This is a genomic window from Lacrimispora struthionigena, assembly GCF_048627165.1.
GTDB lineage: Bacteria > Bacillota > Clostridia > Lachnospirales > Lachnospiraceae > Lacrimispora.
Window position 1 is genome coordinate 880,852 of the sequence record NZ_JBMBWP010000002.1, and the last position, 19,234, is coordinate 900,085.

Annotated in this window: 14 protein-coding genes; all 14 read right to left on the reverse strand. The window is 42.4% G+C overall.

The window, feature by feature from the left end; all coding sequences use genetic code 11:
- Nucleotides 1-8: 8 nt before the first annotated feature.
- A complete protein-coding gene (locus tag ACOAOT_RS13055) occupies nt 9-548 on the reverse strand; it encodes a GNAT family N-acetyltransferase (RefSeq protein ID WP_420217377.1) in 540 nt (179 codons plus the stop codon).
- 195 nt (nt 549-743) lie between these two features.
- Nucleotides 744-1,514: a 4,5-DOPA-extradiol-dioxygenase gene (gene ygiD, locus ACOAOT_RS13060; protein WP_420217378.1), complete on the reverse strand. Its 771-nt coding sequence runs from the start codon at nt 1,512-1,514 to the stop codon at nt 744-746.
- Between the two features lie 58 nt (nt 1,515-1,572).
- On the reverse strand, nt 1,573-1,815 hold the full coding sequence (locus ACOAOT_RS13065) for a hypothetical protein (protein ID WP_420217379.1): 243 nt from the start codon (nt 1,813-1,815) through the stop codon (nt 1,573-1,575).
- Nucleotides 1,816-1,928: 113 nt separating this feature from the next.
- Nucleotides 1,929-3,137, reverse strand: coding sequence for an Ada metal-binding domain-containing protein (locus ACOAOT_RS13070; protein WP_420217380.1), 1,209 nt, complete (start codon nt 3,135-3,137; stop codon nt 1,929-1,931).
- Complete coding sequence (locus ACOAOT_RS13075; protein ID WP_420217381.1) at nt 3,130-3,594, reverse strand: methylated-DNA--[protein]-cysteine S-methyltransferase; 465 nt, start codon at nt 3,592-3,594, stop codon at nt 3,130-3,132. Before ACOAOT_RS13075 ends, ACOAOT_RS13070 begins: the two co-directional genes overlap by 8 nt.
- 138 nt (nt 3,595-3,732) lie before the next feature.
- A complete protein-coding gene (locus ACOAOT_RS13080) occupies nt 3,733-4,248 on the reverse strand; it encodes a dihydrofolate reductase family protein (protein ID WP_420217382.1) in 516 nt (171 codons plus the stop codon).
- A 71-nt stretch (nt 4,249-4,319) separates the two neighbouring features.
- On the reverse strand, nt 4,320-5,189 hold the full coding sequence (locus ACOAOT_RS13085; protein ID WP_420217383.1) for a PhzF family phenazine biosynthesis protein: 870 nt from the start codon (nt 5,187-5,189) through the stop codon (nt 4,320-4,322).
- Nucleotides 5,186-6,988, reverse strand: a complete 1,803-nt coding sequence (locus tag ACOAOT_RS13090; protein ID WP_420217384.1) for an ABC transporter ATP-binding protein — start codon at nt 6,986-6,988, stop codon at nt 5,186-5,188. The genes ACOAOT_RS13085 and ACOAOT_RS13090 overlap by 4 nt, the downstream gene beginning before the upstream one ends.
- A complete protein-coding gene (locus ACOAOT_RS13095; RefSeq protein WP_420217385.1) occupies nt 6,985-8,766 on the reverse strand; it encodes an ABC transporter ATP-binding protein in 1,782 nt (593 codons plus the stop codon). The genes ACOAOT_RS13090 and ACOAOT_RS13095 overlap by 4 nt, the downstream gene beginning before the upstream one ends.
- A gap of 53 nt (nt 8,767-8,819) precedes the next feature.
- The gene (locus tag ACOAOT_RS13100; protein WP_420217386.1) at nt 8,820-10,226 is read right to left on the reverse strand and encodes a zinc-binding metallopeptidase family protein; all 1,407 of its coding nucleotides are present in this window, start codon (nt 10,224-10,226) and stop codon (nt 8,820-8,822) included.
- A gap of 24 nt (nt 10,227-10,250) precedes the next feature.
- Nucleotides 10,251-10,868: an HD domain-containing protein gene (locus tag ACOAOT_RS13105; protein WP_420217387.1), complete on the reverse strand. Its 618-nt coding sequence runs from the start codon at nt 10,866-10,868 to the stop codon at nt 10,251-10,253.
- Nucleotides 10,869-10,904: 36 nt separating this feature from the next.
- Nucleotides 10,905-13,025, reverse strand: a complete 2,121-nt coding sequence (locus ACOAOT_RS13110) for a glycoside hydrolase family 94 protein (RefSeq protein WP_420217388.1) — start codon at nt 13,023-13,025, stop codon at nt 10,905-10,907.
- Nucleotides 13,026-13,074: 49 nt separating this feature from the next.
- Complete coding sequence (locus ACOAOT_RS13115; RefSeq protein ID WP_420217389.1) at nt 13,075-13,299, reverse strand: hypothetical protein; 225 nt, start codon at nt 13,297-13,299, stop codon at nt 13,075-13,077.
- A gap of 5 nt (nt 13,300-13,304) precedes the next feature.
- Nucleotides 13,305-19,109: a glucoamylase family protein gene (locus ACOAOT_RS13120; RefSeq protein WP_420217390.1), complete on the reverse strand. Its 5,805-nt coding sequence runs from the start codon at nt 19,107-19,109 to the stop codon at nt 13,305-13,307.
- Nucleotides 19,110-19,234 lie beyond the last annotated feature (125 nt).

Here is a 19,234-nt window from a genome sequence, read left to right on the forward strand (position 1 = left end):
CCACTTATTTACTTTATCATTAATCCCATAACTACAGAATCAAAATAAACTCCATCAATAAACGTTTCATTTTTCAAGATACCTTCTGTTTCAAAACCAAACTTTTCATATAATGCAATTGCTCTGGGATTATCTTTTCTTACGGTCAAGCTTATTTTAGCAGTTTCTCCGTTGTTTTTACACCATTTAATTAAATAATCCATCATGATAGTTCCAAGGCCTGCATTACAATATTCTTCACTTATAACAATCCCCAGCACTCCAACGTGCTTGATTTTTATCCGTTTATTATTTGATGATATGGTTCCAATCCCTGCTATTTTAGAATTTATCATTGCAAGTATCATCATATTATTTCCTGATGCATTGATTTCTTTAATAATCGCTGACTGCTGATCTTCTGATACCTGGTATTCTCCATCACTGAATCCCAGATATGTTGTTTCTTTTCCAACCTGCTTATAAAACTCTATTATTTCTTTCGCGTCTGCCTCCTGGGGAAGTTTTAGCATTACCTCGATTCCATTCTTTGTCTTATCAATTGTCATTTTCTTTTCCTTTCATTATCCAGAATAAGATATCTGATATTATACCAGATGCTTTAAGAAGTGGATATGGTTTCTTTCGGTATTCTGCCAAAATAAAACTCAGGGTGCCTGGCCCACGTTCCGCCTGACACACTGAGTATTTTAACTGTTTATTTGTTGACGCTGGGGTTCCATTGTGGCGTAGATGCTATAAAATCATTCAAATAAATAGCTTGTCATGGATAAGGAACCAAGCATGCAGCTGTTGTTATATACGGTTATCTTATCTTCTTCATCCGATGCTCCCAGTAAATATAAGATTGGATTAAAGTGGTCCGGCGCAGGTACCGACAATTTAGCCGCCTCACCCTGACTCATATAGTGAATGATATTTTCGTGATTTTTATTACCAATATTTTCTTTCACATAATCATCAAACTTATAAGCCCATTCAAAACCATCGTCTTCCATCCCCCAGTCAAGCATTCGCAGGTTATGGACGATATTCCCGGTACCAAACAAAAGAACCCCCTGATTTCTTAAGGCCTTTAACTCTTTGCCTATCTGATAATGAACCTGCGGCGGTGCAAAGGCATCGATACTGACCTGGAAAACGGGAATATCCCTTTCCGGGTACATATGAGTCAGAACTGACCAGGTGCCATGATCAATGCCCCAGGTATTATCATATACACTGGGTTTGCTGATTAAATTTTTTACAGTACCTGCAAGCTCCGGATTGCCCGGAGCATTATATACAACCTTATATAAGTCTTCGGGAAATCCGTACATATCATATACTGTCTTTGGATTTTCCTCATTCATAATCTTTGTACCCTGGGTGTACCAATGTGCCGAGATTGATACGATTGATTCAGGTCTGGGGATTTTCTTTCCCATCTCCTTCCAGCCTCTTGTGTATCGGTTATCTTCAATTGCATTCATTGGTGAACCATGGCCTGCAAATATCATGGGCATTTTAGACATATCATTTACTCCTCCTTTATATTTATTGACTACCATTTGTTTTACGGCTCTATTTTAATTAATACCCAGTAATTTCTTCACGCATTTGACTGATTGCCAGTTTAAATGCATTATTCATATAAATAAGCCTTGAACTGCGGAACCATCTTGCCATGTAGGGGAGTCTATATATTTTATCACTATCAGGTTCTCCTGCTGTAAGCACCATTTTATAGATATTATTTACTTTCATGTAACGAACCGTATCACTTGCATTTAAAAACATCCCACATGCATGGGCATGTCCATCTATAATTTTCATAGTCCTTCCTGTTCTCTAACACTGATATATTATTATTTGCCATAATCTTCTTATGTTTTAATATATCCAGTCGATCCCAGATAGTCAAGCATTATTCTCTCGGTATTTTCCAATCAGACTTGGTATCCGCGGTATTCTTTGGGCGACATACCTGTCACCTTCTTAAACTGTGCATAAAATGTGGAAAGATTATCAAAACCACTCTGCAGGGAAATTTGCAATATACTATTTTGTGTATGGGAAAGCAGTTCTATTGCACGGTCAATGCGTAGCTGGTTTAAGTATTCCGATGGTGTTTTCTTATATTCCTCTTTAAAAAGCTGTATCATACGATTCTTACTCAAACCAAGCCCCATGAGTTCTTCATTCAAACGGTTGCGATCAGCGAAATACAAATCACAGACAGCCTTGATTTTATCTGCCGATTCCTTAAGTGGCTGAAATTCCAGAAGATCCGGCCGGCAGCGTTTGCATGGACGCAGACCGCTATCCTCTGCCTGTCTCGCTGTGTCAAAAAAGACAACGTTTTCCCGTTTCGGACTTTTCGACTTGCAGGAGGGACGGCAGAAAATTCCGGTTGTTTTCACACCATAAAAAAATCTTCCGTCATAATCGGAATTGCAGGAACAAGAAGCCTGCCATTTTTCTTCATCAGTTATTTTCATATCAGACACGCTATTACCTCCTGCTTCTGCAATTGTCTGCATTGGTATTGAGGAAATCGCCCATAAATAAATGGAAGCAACGGATCCATAGGGCGAATATCTGTTTTTATATGATTCAAATTGTTTCTTCGTCAGATTGGGAGTGCCATAGAGTTTTTCCATTCCACGGCGGATCGCAATATCACCCCAGCTGACTATGTCAGGGCGTTCCATATTAATAAGAAGCATTTCTGCAGTCCACTGTCCTATACCCCTGAAAGAGGTCAGGCGGCGGATAATCTCTATGTCAGGCAGTTTTCCCAAACTGTCCAGGGATAAATCACCTCCAACGATCGCTTTTGCCAGATCACTGATACAGATGGCTTTTTTCATCGTCATTCCACATTGCTTCACATCATCAGGAGTGAAATCCCAAAAATTTTCCGGGGTAATTTCACCGATTTTCTCCTGCAAACGTTTCCATACTGTATTTGCAGAGTTGGTTGAAATCAGTTGGCCGATAATGGCATATACCAGCGCTGAAAACGGGTCAGGTATCACCTCTCGCTCTACCCGCCCAAGCCGGGCTATCACATCACCCAATACAGGATCTGCCAGGGAAAGATACTCCATTTCTTTCGTACCGTAATCAAAAAACTTATATTTGACATCACACATAATTTTTTTCCAGCTCCAACAGTCTTTTCTTTCTTTCCAAACCACCTGCATACCCCACTAATTTGCCATCTGTACCGAGGATACGGTGACAGGGCGTCAAAATAAGGATTGGGTTTTTGCTGTTGGCCATACCCACGGCGCGAGAGGCCTCCGGTCTGCCAATTATTTCTGCAACTTGTTTATAGCTGCGTGTTTCTCCATATGGGATCCTATGCAAGGTGCTCCAGACTGTCTTCTGGAATTCCGTTCCTTGGGGGGCAATCTTTAAATCAAAGGTTTTTCGGATACCTGACAGATATTCTAAAAGCTGTTTTTCAGCTTCTTTTAACAAGGGTGTTATCCGGTTAACGGCATTTAGCTGTGTATCCTCAGCAAAGAAAAGTTCCGTGATGAAACCATCTTGTTCCGATATAATAACCGGACCAAGGAATGTCTGTACAATAGCTGTATTTTTCATAAATTTAACCTCCTTTGTTCTTATGGTTCCAGTTTACTATATTTTTTTCATTCTATCATCCGATTTTGCACCATGTAATTTTCAGAATCTCATATGAAAAAGCAGGTATGAAAAAAACACTGCTTTCTCATACCTGTTTCATTCTATTTTAACATAATTCAATTCTGCAAACTGCCCGTATTGTTTCACTTCTTTCAAATGAAACCGCTTTAATCCTTCTTTCTGGGTAAACAACGGGATTCCTTCTCCCAATAACACCGGGGCAATCTGTATGATCATATTATCAATCATGTCATTATCTAACAGAGGAGCCACGATTGTGTTACCCCCAACAATCCAGATATTTTTATCCGTTTCAATCTGTTTAACAAATTCAACTACATCACAACTTACAGGAATAAATTCCCTGGATGATAAGCTTTCTGCATGGGTAATCACGTAGTTTTCAGTTGTGGGATAGATACTGTCTATGTTATCCAGTTTTTCTATTTCATTAAATGTCCGTTTGCCCATAATCGTCACATCCATGCGATTGTAGAAACTTTCATATTCTGTTTCTTCTGCATCTCCAGTCTGATAAAGCCAGTCCAGATTGTGGTTTTTATCAGCCAGAAAGCCATCCAAAGTGATACAGCCATAAAAAAATACACTCATTTTAGCTCCTCCATAATTAATTAAATTGATATAGATTTTACTATATGAAACCTGGTTTTACAATCTGATCACTATATATCCACCTCAGTTAAAACCAGATTCTTCGCATTGCCTCCGACCTTGACCTCATAGATTGCATCTTCTTTTACTGACAGCGATACCAGGATTTCAGAGGGCCGGTTCATGGAATACCCCTGTTCGAATACCAGGTCCGTTTTCTGTCCGCTACCCGTTTTTTTGTAGTTATAAAGATAGCAGGCAAGTGCACCATTGGAAGTCCCTGTCGCTGCTTCTTCCGGGATATCATACAATGGAGCGAAATTTCTGCAGTTGGCATTTGCACCATATAAGGATTCCAGCGTAAACACATGATACCCCACTACATGATGTTTCTGGCTGATCGCTTTTATCTTTTCCATGTCAGGTTTCATTCCATTGAGTATTTCCATACTTTTTACAGGAATCATAATATCCCGAAGTCCTGTTGATACTATCTGAGCTGGCAAATCTTCCGGCATTTGAGTAACCGAAATATTCAGCGAATCAGCAAGCTCCTTTTTTTCTATTATATCTGAAAATACCGGAATCGTCTGATTCATCATAACAGAATTATCTTCCTTTATTTCAATACCGAGAATACCAGCATTTGTCTCCTGCTTATACATGCCTGGATTTAACAATCCCAATTGTCCCATGGTATGAAAAGCTGCGATTGTTGCATGACCGCATAAATCAACTTCATCCTTTGGTGTAAAAAATCTTACTCTGAAATCTGCCACGCTGGAAGGTAATATAAACGCAGTTTCACTAAATCCCAGTACGGCAGCTACTTTTCTCATCTCTTTTTCCGTTAATAAATCTGCATCAATTACAACACCAGCCGGATTACCACCTCCATTTGTTTTGGCAAATGAATTTAATTGATATACGTTTACTTTCATAATTGTATCTCCTGTTTTTCTTCCCTTTCATACCACTGTGCCTGCGCCGCCCACATATCTGCGTATTTGCCTGGGCGGGAAAGCAGCTCGTCATGTGTCCCCATGTCTACAATCTCTCCAGACTCCAGCACTACGACGCGGTCAGCCAGCTTTGCAGAACCGAGACGGTGGGTCACCACGACAGCGCATTTACCTTCTGCCAGCCGTTGAAATTGTTTGTAAATTCTGGTCTCCTCAATTGGATCAATGGCGGAGGTGGGTTCATCCAGTACAATAAAGTCATTCACCCGGTATAACCCTCTGGCAATGGCAATCCTCTGCCATTGTCCACCTGATAGATCAATGCCGCCAAACTCTGGTGAAAGCATATCCTCCATCCGGATACCGCCCTTTTCAAAACCCGATTCACGAAGGGCCGATTCCGCCTGATCCAAACCGGCGTTGGCCAGACTGTCACTGATTGTAACATTCTCTATTAGTGTCATTTTGTACCGCTGATATTTCTGAAATACGCCAGACATTCCCTTATATAAAGAGGAAGGAGCAATGTTTGCGGTATCAAGGCCGCCGATGATAACCCTGCCTTCCAACGGGCGGTAAATCCCGGTCAGCAAACGTACAAGGGTACTCTTCCCCGCGCCGTTTTCCCCCACAATGGCAATGGTCTCCCCCTCTGCCAGGTTCAGTGATATGTTTTTCACCGCCGGATTCTCCCTTCCTGGATAGGTATAACTGATTCCGTAAGCTGCCACTCCTTTGGTAAAATCCGGTGTGCTTAAAGAACCGGTGCGATCCGGCATGTCAAGCAAATGCAGGAAGTTGTTAATCTTGCCGATATCCCTGTTCATACTGCCTATGTGTTTGCTTACTATTTCATTCATAATATCGAATATCTGCCCCAGAGCCGCAAACACAGCGGCAAACATACCAACCGTAATTTCCCCATTCATGGTTGCAGTAAAGAGCAGATAAGCCGATGTTCCCATGCCTGCAAATGTGGTTATATTTAATACCAGCTGCAGCAGTGCAATTTTCCGCTCTGCCCTCCATATCTTACTGGTAAGCAGCTCCAATGTGTCTGTAAAGAGCTGATTGAAAAATGAAAATGCTCCCAGTATACGGGTTTCTTTAAAATACTCTCTGTCACAGATTGCCTTCTGGTAATATTCATGCTCCCTGCGCAATGGTGCGCTCTGTTCTTCCAGCCTTGTGAACACCCGGATATTTATGGTCTGTGCCATTATCGCAGGTATAAAAGCTAACAGAAGTGTAATTAACAACATGGGCTTTAATGTAAACAGATAGGTTCCGATTGACAGGAAATACACTCCATAAAAAGAGACACACAAAAACAAAACCATGCAGCATAAAGGAATCGCCTGGATTCCCTCCCTTGCTTTATTCAGATCATCTAAAAAATCTGTGTTTTCAAATTGGGCAGGATCGATATCTTTTAATTTCCTGTGAAGCAAAAAAGTCAGTTTTCCTGATGATTTAGGAAATAGAATGCCGGTACCGTGAAAGTTATGAATCCCGTTTAAAAGCTGCTGCCCGAACGTTGCTCCAGTTAATAAGAACAGAGAAACCATACAATCCGAAAAGCCCCCTTCGCTGGCAGATGCTTTGGAAATCGTATCAAAAAGATGCTGGGTTGCCACAACTGTCAGGGAAAATGACAGCCCGTGTATGACAGCCAGTATATTTTCAAGGATACAATTAAATGGTGCTGCCTGAAACTGCATTGGTATAATACGGGTAATGACTTGAAAAAACGTATCATTCTTCTTTTCTGTGTTCATAGATACCACCCCCTCTGAGCCTCAAACATCCCTGCATACGTCCCGTTTGCTGCCATCAGCTCATCATGGGTTCCTCGCTCTATAATCCTCCCGCTGCCAATGACCAGTATTTCGTCGGCCAGCTTCGTAGAACCAAGACGGTGACTGACAAATACTGTAGTCTTGCCCAGCATTAGTCTCTCAAAATCTCTGTATAACAGACTCTCGCTGATGGGATCAAGCGCAGAGGTGGGTTCATCCAGGATTTTAACGGGAGCACGGCTGTTCAGTGAACGGGCAATGGCCACTCTCTGCCACTGACCGCCGGAAAGATCCTGTCCGCCTGCCATAATTTTCCCCAGCGGCGTATCCAGTCCATGGTTCAGACTGTTCACCGTTTCATCTAACCCAGCCAGATGCGCTGCCTCCATCTCATTCCCTTTTCTATGTAAATCCCCAAGAGCTATGTTATCCTTCAATCGTATATAATACCTGGCAAAATCCTGATATACCACAGAAAACAAAGCCTTGACCGCACTGGCAGAATATTCCCTTAGTTCCTTCCCATTGATCAGTATCTCACCCTGGTATTGTGGGAACAAACCTGTTAACAACTTGGTAATTGTTGTTTTGCCTGCACCATTTTTACCAACAAAGGCATAATGACGCCCTGCCTCCATCTTAAAAGACATTCCATCCAATACCAGCCGTTCACTTCCCGGATATCGAAAGCAGACATTGCGAAATTCCAGTGATTTAAATTCCATAGGTACGGCATCCGGCTCAGTTAATGAGTCTTTCGTCTGACTCATTGCCGCAAATGCAGTTAAATCCTTCATATACTCCCCGACACGTGATATGCTTTCAAGGGAGCGGGACATCTGGAAGCCAAGTTTCTGAATCATTCCAAATACTGCGCTTACGATACCCATAAACCAACCCGCTGTCATCTGACCAGTTAACACAGGTCCGATCAGTGTCAATGCCACCAACAGAGAAATCAGAACCAGAAGCAGACTGGACCCCTTAATAAAAAGGAACATTCTGGCCGTCACCCTGAGCTGTAATTTCCGCCCGGCTTCATACTGATTCTGCCATTTACCATTGATCTCATCGCTATAGCCGAACAGAGTACGCTCGTCCACATTATCCCGCCCCGTCAGCACTTCTCCCAGATACTCCGTTCGCCGGTTGAATTTCTCAGCTTCACGCCCAGCCTGGTAGACCTTTCTCCCTGCTCGCACCGACAGCCAGAACATGGGAGCTGAGAAAATTAAGATAATTATTGCTGCCCACCACACCCGGGTTACAATCAATATCAGAACGGAAGCCAGGGATATGATAATCTTCAAAGACTGAATATACGCCTCCACACCTTCCATAATGGAATTAACCGGGTCTCTGGATACCCGTGAGATCAACTCCCAACTGGTATTATTTTCTATGTGCCTGTAGTCCAATGCTGCATAAATCTTAACCACAGACGGGATCAGTCTGCGTTTAAGATTTAAACGGATACGAGAGCTGGCAAGCTGGATCAGCGCACCAATGATGGTAGTCACCCCTAGCGTCACTAACAGCAGTACCAATGGCAGATAAATATCATTACGTGGACGGACGCCCTTTAATATAGCAGATGCCGTGTCCACAAAATCAGCTGTGACCAGAGCCAGAGCCCCCGTCTGCATAATGGATTGGGTAACAGACAAGAGTATATCTGTAACCATACAGACAGGAGAAGCTGCCAATGCCAGCTTCAGTGCGTCAAATGAACGATAATTTTTATTGATTTCAATCATACCCAACTCCCCCAGTTTCAGATCAAATCTTTACTTCATCACTACGATACCTTTCACCATGTTCTTCCATAAAAAAATGAATACCCGTCAGATTTTCCAAGTTGTTTATTCGGCGTTTTATCCACCATGATTGTTGCTTTTAACAGTGATTTTACCTGTTCCCTCATTAAGCTGACGTTAAACTTGTCTATCTCTCTGTCCTTGCTGTTCGCCATCAGATAATCCGGCATCTGGATCAGTCCAATGACCGGAATTCCTGCTTCAAACAGAGGCTGGCTTTCCCCAAATTCAAACTTGTTGTGGCCTCTGAGTGTGACAGTACGGGTTAATCTTCTGTCTTTGACCGCCTTTTCCCAGATCTTTCCCAGCCGGGCATTTCCCACATATGTGTACTCTGTCTGGATGTTTCCAGTTGCCTTATATTGTCCCTCCTCATTCTCTTTCCACTCCATGCTGCCCAGATGTTCTACCGTAATTCCTGCAACGGCTTTTTTATTACCGTTTTTCCCATCCCATAGTTCCCGGTGACCCATTAACCAGGTTGAGGTGGCCTGTGAGGTTCCTTTAAATACCGGTAAACGAAAATGTCCGGTAACAAACGAAAATACCATGGTACGATTCAGCTGTTTGTTTTTAAGATACCGGATCATGGAAAGCATACCAATTGCACCATTCTCCTCCACCACATTAATTCCGTCCGTATGTGTATTAATGAGAATGGTCTCATCTTTATTTTTCCCTTCCAGTATTACATGAAAGCTTTCGGTTGGAGCATTGACCTGTTTGTCTGCTTCTAATATCACAGTTCCCTGTTCCTGTCTTTTCGCAGCCGCAATTACCTTTTTCCCCTCCGTCTCATTCACCCAAACGGCCGGAATTCCCATATATTCATCGGTAAATGGCAGATACTGATCTTTCACCTTTTCATCTGCCACTCCCTTCCAGATTAATATAACCGCTTTAGCTCCCTTCTCCTTTGCCTTCTTTAAACCGGGATTTCTTAACACAGAGGTAAGTACCAGATCACCGTCACCTGAGGCAATCCTGGTGCCGTCCGGAAATGCCTTCCGTTTGTTCATAATCAGACCAAGAGGAAGTTTTTTAATCATTTTAATTTCCACAACCGCAATTTTACCTTTTGCCTTGCTGTAATCACCGCTTTTTACATGAATCAGTTCTGCTGTTATTCCATTTTCATCTGTTTCTCCAGAATATGGATAGGCTGAGGATACAGGAATATCTTCCTGGTTTACTTTTAAAGCACTTCTCTTTTCTTCCCATCGCTCAAACGTATAGGTGTCGCTATCAATCGGAAGCCCCATCTCTTCCAGCTGCTGCTTTAACCATGTAATAAACTCCTGATGACCTTTTGAGCCGGTTGCCCGGCTGCCAAACCCATTCATTATTTCTATTTCTTTCCTCATAATTTCTTCTGAATCTAATCTGCTCTTTTGTATCATGGCTTGCTCCTTATATAATAGCTTTTATCTCAACATCATTTTCTGAAATTTACTTACTATTTCCTTTTCATAATCCGGATCACTATTTCCCCTGCCAATGCGGTCACAAAGCCCCAGCAGGGCAACTTCATTGACATCCGTCTCCTGTTTCATTCTGCCGGCATCTCCAAATGGAAGTTTCTCCGTAATATACAAAATGTGCATATGATACCTGACCAGTTTAGCCACGGACTTAATCCAGGAAACATCACCGGTAAAACAGGATAAAAAATCTTCTGTCAGCTGTTCTCCCTCAAAATCATGATTATAGGAGGTGATTTTTTCTTTCTTTATTTTTGTGGTCCCCGGTTTGCCAATATCATGAAGCAGCGCTGCCCACATCAGGGTTCGTTCCGATTGACTCTCCCGTTTCCGCTTTGCCGCCTCATCTACCACCATCATCGTATGAGCCCAGACACTGCCTTCCGGATGGTAACGTTTTGACTGAGGTGTATCCTTTAGTTTTAACAGCATGGAAAAAGGATACTCAGAAAACCACGGCTCCCCGCTGATTTGTTCCAGATATTCGGATGGACAGTTATCATGGAGCAGGTGATCGTCTATTTTAAGAAACTGCTCTTTCCCATATTCTTTGTCTGACATAAAATTTGCCTTTCTTTCTATTAACTGCCTTTCTAATCATACCATAATATGATGCTTTTCTCCATCATCTTCCAGTATAATTCTGTTCCCCTGAATCGGCTTATGGTCTAAAATAATGGATTCCGTTGTCATTTTCCCCTTACTTCTGCTCTCAACCCTGATCTCATAATAAGAACTGCCATACTTATATTCAATGGTAAAATCCCCAAAATCTGCAGGCGTTGCCGGATCAATCACCAGTTCATTCCCTTCTTTGCGTATTCCCAGAAACCAGTTTAACAGCCCCTGATACATCCAGCCTGCGGAACCGGTATACCAGCTCCACCCGCCCCTTCCAGTATAAGGGGGGCTTAATGATATATCAGCTGTCATCACGTAAGGTTCTTTTTCGTAACGAAGAACCTCTTTCTTTTTTTGTGTAATATAAATGGGGTTAAGAATGGTGAACAGGGTCTGTGCCATGTCATAATCGTGCTCCATAGCTGTTGCAATCGCAAGCCACACCGCTGCATGAGTATACTGGCCTCCATTTTCCCGGATGCCTGGAATATAATTTTTGATATAGCCAGGATTTTTATTTGTTTTATGAAAAGGAGGTGCAAGAAGTAAGGAAAGGGCATCCTCCTCCCGTACCAGATAACGCCATGCTGACTGCATTGCGGTGCTGGCACGGTCTTTGCGGGCTCCTTTTGAGATTACGCTCCAGGACTGGCTGATGGAATCAATTCTGCATTCATCATTTTCCTTTGATCCAAGCTTGGAACCATCGTCATAAAAGGCCCGCAGATACCATTCCCCATCCCAGGCATGTTCTTCGATGCTTTGCAGCAGAGTTTCCCGTTTCTGTTCCAGTTCCTGTCCGTATGCCTCTTCCCCTTCCTGTTTGCATAAAGGAATGAAATCCCCTAATACGGTATACAAAAACCAGGCAAGCCATACACTTTCACCCTTCCCCTGTATTCCCACCTCATTCATACCGTCATTCCAGTCGCCTCCGCCCATAAGAGGAAGTCCATGCTCTCCGAAAAATGTTCGGTCAATGGTTTTTTTGCAATGTTCATAAACGCTTCCTGATTGCTGGGATACTTCAGGAGTAAACATTACATCATGTTGTCCCTCCTTTAGTACCGGACCTTTAATGTAAGGCACTGATTCCTTTAAAATTGAATAATCTCCAGTGTTTTGAATATAGGCAGCGGTACAATAAGGCAGCCAGAGCAAATCATCGGAGATTCGTGTCCTCACCCCGATTCCCATGGGAGGATGCCACCAATGCTGGACATCTCCTTCCTCAAACTGTCTGCTGCAGGCAGTGAGTATCTGACTGCGCAAAATACCCGGATCGGTAAAAAGCAGAGAAAGAGTATCCTGAAGCTGATCCCGGTAGCCATAAGCTCCCCCGCATTGATAAAATCCGGCTCTTGCCTGAATCCGGCAGGATAATGTCTGATAGAGAAGCCAGCCATTAACCAGAATATCAACTGCCCGGTCCTTTGTTTTTACCTGAATGGTTCCTAATAATTTGTCCCAGTGGGCTGTGACCTCTTCCAGTTCTTTTTCTGACGCAGTCACATCTCTGAATCTGTTTCTGATCTGATTGATCTCATTTAAGCTGCTGCTCTGTCCCAGTCCAAATACCACCGTTTTACTTTCCTGAGGCTGAATTGCTATGGATACCTGTATTGCGCCGCAGGAGTCATAGCACACTCCTGTATTGCAGGTGAGCTTGACTTCCGCCCCTCTGGGTTCTCTGATACTGCCTTTTTGTCCCAGAAACTCCTGTCTGTCTCCGGTGTAACCCACAATTGTCTCATTGGAAAACAGGTAGGCATAGTTGTTTTGAAAGTTCATGGTGTAAATATTTTTTGCGTACAAATATTCATGTTCATTATCATAGGAAGTGAGAATATAGGGATCGGTCTGCTCTCTCTGGGTTCCCAGCACCCATTCCACATAATAGGTCAGGCTTAGATACTTCACTTTATCTGACTGATTCTTAAGGGTTAAGTTCCATAGTTTTAATGATTCATGGAGAGGGCAAAACACAGTCAGCTCCTGCTCAAGCATTGATTCCTCATGAAGGAACCGGCTGTATCCAAACCCATGCCTTACCCGGTATATGCCTTTGTCAGATCTGCCCAGAGACATGGGTGTCATTACCTCTCCGGTTATTTCATCCAGAATATAGATTGCCTCCCCCGCCCTGTCACTGACCGGGTCGTTCGGACCAGGGGGTAAGCTTATTCTCCCGGCTGTTAATGCTCCAGGTAAAGCCTGCCCCCGACTCTGATATCTGGAAACCAAAGTCCTTGTTTGAAATCACATTAATCCAGGGTGCCGGCGGCCTGTTATTTCCGTCCAGCAGAATTTCATATTCTCTGCCATCACAGACAAATCCTCCAAAGCCATTAAAAAACTCATAATTCTCCATAAGTCCTAATATTCCTCCAGCAGCTCCAATTGATTTTCTTTCCGTTTTGTAAAATAAATACCTGTTTTCTCCGAAAACACCACCCGTGCAACCGTATACAGCAAATCAATCTCTGCCGGCAGAAGCTCATACGTATGCAGGGTAAAGAAGCTGGTCTTACCGCTTCCGGAATCATAGATACGCAGAGAACTGGTCAGATCATTGATTAATTGATCCACCTCCTGAAGATAACCATATTTGGAATCCACCAGGATAACCAGATCTACCATTACAAGATTTACTCTTAAATATTCGTAAGCCTTTAATACATCCTTGATTATTCGCTCTTCTTCAATGGACCGGACGACAAAAAGCAGAATGGGATTATCTCCGGAAATACCGAATTTCCACAAGAAACTCTGATTCTTAAAATTTCTCCGGATATTCTCATGAGGTCCCCGGAAAATACCGCAAGGATAAAATATGGGACTGATCATATCCTGAAAGGAGTTAAGCTGTGTTTTGGTAATCTCAAGGTACTTTAACTCCAGATTGCTTTGTAGCCGGAACTTCTCCAGAAGATCATCAATCCGGTAACTTACATTTAATTCCTCCGCAATTTTTACTGCCTCTTCTCTCCCGCTGCATACACCGGTAATAAAAGTCAAACTGGCTGATTCACCTGCACCGATACATATCTGTACCCGAATGCTCATAATGGGATCGTTGCAAAAACCAGGATCATTAAAAAAGGCAATGCTGTTTACCACACAATCCGGATTTTCCAGCGTATTGTTTCTGCCGATAAATCGTTTTCTGTCATTTTCAAATTCAACCTTTTTGCACCGTTTTTCATCGGTTTTTACCATATGCATGACGTATGGATTGTCGGACTCATTCTTTTGACGTCTTTTCGCCAGGAAGATATTCTGTTCTTTTACATACTCGCTTTCAAGAAAGAGTTTATTAAACGCCGGATGGCTGATTTCTGCCATATGAGTATCGTCTACTACTTCCATATAACTGGTCACCTCCAGCTGCTTTTCCTCATTTCCATGATTGGTCAGTATGACCTTGCGAATCTCAAAATTGCGATCTGCATTCAGGCTGACTATCATATGAGTGGAAATGTCCCCGTCCTTTCGTTTAAATTCCGCCTGGTGGGGGCTGAAAATCACATGATACTCTTCCGGCTCCATCCGGGTGGGGTGATAGGCAGCACTCCAGTATTTTCCCTGCTTCTTGTCCTTGATATAGATATAGTTCCCTGTATTTGCATAGACATCGGATCTCCAGCGGTAAAGCATGCGGTCCTCATATTGACTGAACCCATCCCCGTCTGAGGTAATCATCAGAGAATACTTCCCATTTGATAAATAATTTACAATGGGTGTGGTTAAACCTGTACGATTGATATACCGGTTATTGTAACGATCTTCTGTAAAAAGTGGTTTTCCGATTTTTATGGTATACCCCTGTTTAGCAATGGAGATCAAATATGACTGGCGTTTTTCTTCCAGCAAAACTTCCGTTGCCTTTATCATCATTTCCGCGTGAAACCGTTCTTTCAGAATTCCTTCGTTCAGGTAATTATTAATTGCGGCCAGATTCATCCCCTGATGATGTGCCATATAGGATTTCACAATGCAATAAGGTTTTAAATCCACGGAACTGGGCACATCAAAATCAATGGATTCATAGAAACCATATTTACCGTAAGCACCTAATTCTTTCAGCCTCTTTAAATTGCTGATACATTCCTTTTCCGCTGTATTTAGTGCCAGTATTGTCGCATATGGTGCCACTACCAGAGAATCCTTACGGACTGGCTGAAGCCTTATCTTTGGAACTCCAAATGCCTTATACTGGTAATTGGCATTTAAATCAAAACGGTAATATTGGGATTCTGATATTCCCCATGGGATGTCTGCTTCTTTTGCATACTTCATCTGCTGGAGCACTGCTGCTTTAGAGGTCTGTTCATAGACTGAGCCTTCATATTCCTTCAGTACAAGATTGGGCATCAGATACTCAAACATGGTACCGCTCCAGGATACGAAACATGGAATACCCTTTACTACGGTTAACGGCCTTCCCAGTTTATACCAGTGTTTTAATGGTACTTCTCCCATGGCCACGGCAAGCAGACTTGTAAGTGATGATTCTGATGCCATCAGGTCGTAGCAGCCATCGTCTAACGTATGGGAGGATACATGATATCCGATATGAAACAGCATTCTCTTTTTATCAAATAAAAATCGAAAATCAACATCTGCCAACATGTTGTCTATTTTACTGCATAGGGTTCTGATTCTGGCTGTCAGCATTTCATCCGGGCTTACCGGCTTGTCAAGCTGCTCTAACAGACCATTTTTCAGTGCGATCATATGCCCCCAGAAATTACCGCTGTCTACCGTTGATATATAGGCAGGGTTAAGCACCTCCAAGGTTTCAATGTGATACCAGTTATAGAGGTGTCCCTTCCATTTCTCCATTTTCTGCACTGTCTCCATCAGGTTTTCGATTGCTCCCACTGTGGAGTTTAACGTCTCAAATCCAAGATCCATGGCTGAAAGAATTGACAGAAACTGAAGCCCGATATTGGTGGGAGATGTTTTATCACTGATTCTTTCAGCTTTTGAGGCTTTATAGTTATCCGGACAGAGCCAGTTGGTCTCCTTTGTGGAAAAATCCTTAAAAAACTGCCAGGTTCTGCGTGCAGTATCCATGAGAAGTTCCTGATTCTCCGCCTGATCTTTTTGATGGTGTATGATTTTTTGCTGGCTGATCCGATAAGCAGTTTCAAAAGCCAGAAACCAGTCTGCCATGACAATTGCTGCCAGACATATTCCTGCCAGGGACAGATTGCCAGATAACAAAAGTAATAAAAGGCAAAATGCCGGGAGAAGAGAACTCCACATTGTAAGAAAATATCCTTTTCTGGTATTGATCACGGAGGCATCCACGGATTCAGCCGTATTCCAGCGGAGCAGATTTTTCTTACTGATCATCAACCGGTACAGGGTTCTGACAATTGCATCCAGCGCCACATAAGCGCGGTAAGGCATAATTGTAAATTCAAGAAATGCTCTGACAAACATCACAGACAGTTCTTTTAAAAATCCTTTATACACAAACGCAAGCTTTGGCCGGATGAGCTTTTGAGTGATCACAGCCAATAATAAAATGATCAGATTAAACAGATCATTGAAGAAAACAAGGGGCAGCCAAAGATAATAGGCTTCTGGCAGCCACAAAAAGTTCAGAAGTATAAACAAGGTTTTACTAAAGGGAACCAGACTTCTTCTTAAGTTGTCAAAAATTTTCCACCTGGATAGAGGGCTTAAGCTTCTGCCATCCGCGGTTTTACTAATAAACAGCCAAGGCACCAGCTGCCAGTCTCCCCTCAGCCATCGGTGTTCTCTTTTTGTAAATGATAAAACGCTGTTTGGAAAATTATCCATAATCCTGGCTGTACTGGAAAAAGCTGTTCTAGCATAACAGCTTTCAAAAAGGTCATGGCTGAGAATCCTGTTCTCCGGTACCTTGTTATGAAGTACCGTACGGAAGGCTTTTCTGTCATAGATCCCTTTCCCGATATAGATTCCCTGGTTGAAGATATCCTGATAGATATCTGATATCACAGTTCCGTAATGAGCAAGTCCGGTTTCTCCGCCGAATATTTTTGTAAACCAGCTGGCATTCTTATCCGCAATATGGTTTCTGACGGAGGGCTGAATGATGACATAGCCTTCCTCTACCTTCCTACCTGACGAGTCAAGAACCGGTCTGTTTAACGGATGATCAATCAAACCCACCAGTTTTGCCGCATTGTCACGAATCAGATTGGTATCTGCATCCAGTGTAATCACATATTGAAAGGTGGTGAGTAGATTTTCATCACAATAAACGTCTGTAAATGTGGTACTGTCTTTTCCAGCCCCGTCTAAAAGGTTATTAAACTCTTCCAGTTTTCCTCGTTTTCGCTCCCAGCCCATATAGCAGTTCTCTGCCTGATTCCATTTACGGCACCGGAAAAACAGGGAAAAGCGCTGGTCCTTTGACGGGTAGAGCTCATTTAACTCTTTCATTCGCTCCACAAGGGCACTTCGGATTGTGTCATCCTTTGGCAAGGACTGATCCTTAGAGTCTTCAAAATCAAGGAGTAACGCAAAAAAAAGATTTGGCTGCCGGTTTGCAAGATAATGCTTCTGCAGACGTTCCATATATTGAATTCCCTGCTCCTTTGAGGATACAATAACCGGCATGACTACAAAGGTTCTTGCATCTTCCGGAATTTCTTCCAGATAATCAAGAGCAGGTATCTTTCTCACCGTTATTCTTCTGGTGAATATAAAATTAATAATTTCCATGGAGATGCCCATTAACAGTGGCATAGCCGTCAAAGCGATAATCAGAGACCTTCCGGCAGACCGGATACCGCTAATATTACTGAACAGATACAGCAAACAGGCTTCCAGTCCCAAAAACAGAAGAATCAGGCATAAGAAATAAAGAAACCCTACTGCATTCCATTTTTTCCTGATCTTTCGCGGAATTGGTTTTCCCAATGCCTTTGCTTTTAAAAGGGGATACCCTTTCCCCAGGAGATAGGCCCCCACGTGATGAGAACAATGGAGACCCTCCTGCCCCCGAACAGCCAGCTCCAGACAGTCTTTTGCAATCTTTTCTTCCAGAAGCCGGTAACGGAGAGATAATTTAACGATTATCCCGCGGTACATTCCTCTTGACTCCAGATCCATTTTTGAATAAACACCTGCCGGATCCTGGGATAAAATCTGTTCCAGAGCAGAATAGGTTTCAAAAAACTTTTCCTCATCAACTTCATTGATATCTCGTAAGCTGACGATTAAGGTCCTTATATTTGTTTCAAGAAAGGATTGTATTCTTCCTTCTTCCTGGTATACAGAAGAAGTCTTCATCTGTTTGTCCTTTGAAGCAAAATGGTATTTTAAATATTTTTGAATGGAAACCTCATCAAAGGACATATTTTTCATCAGATAGATCACGTGAGCATGAAATGAATAGTTATGCTTTAAGTTATCCTCTGTTTTGCAAAGCAGTGCTGATAAATCGTCGGATCCCCGTTTGCGTTCCAGCTTTTCAGTGAGAAATTTTTCTGCCTTTGATTTTACATCAATCATATGGAGAATTTCATCCGCAACTGCAATGATTTCTTCCAGAATGCAAAAGCCCAGCATTTCCGGTAAAACCCAGATCTCTTTATCCGTAAGCGCAATCTTTTGCTGATAGGCATTTAACATGACTGAAATGTTCTCTTCGCTTAGATGCCCGCCGGAAAGAGCAACCATCTTTTTTGCTACAATATAGATCCTTGGAAAGTTATGGTATTCTTTTGCCCTCAGAATTGGCAGCACGGCATAGCTGGTTCCGGAAGTACGTACTTTTTTCATCTCCCTGTACATCAGCTGGAAATTGTCATACAGCCAGCGTGCAGCTGGAATGAGGGAAATGATACCTGGAGACAAGGCAGAAATACTGTCTCTGATCCCATTCAGTTTTTTATAGGCGGTCTGATTATAATCATTAAGAACAAAGCTGTTTCCGGTGAGTCGGACCTGGCTGTGACCATCTGCCAGTTCAAGCATCTGTTTTTCCCATTCCCCGGGTCCCGGCTTATCTTCTGTTAATTGAAAACAGGACGGAAAACGTACATTTTTATCAAAGTGATAGAACTGGTAATATAACATAAATAGAATCAGGCAGATTAATAAACTCAGTATTACTAAAGCCACCGGAAGAAACGGTGAATTTATATTAAAAATATTTTTTTCCAATAAGATCTGCAATAGAAGCGTTCCTCCTTATTTAAGAATCCTTCCCAAAGATAACATTTCTTTTTACATAGTTTGCCTGTTTTTACAAAAAAAATGTCACATTATAATATTGTGACATTTTTTACGGATTTTATAAT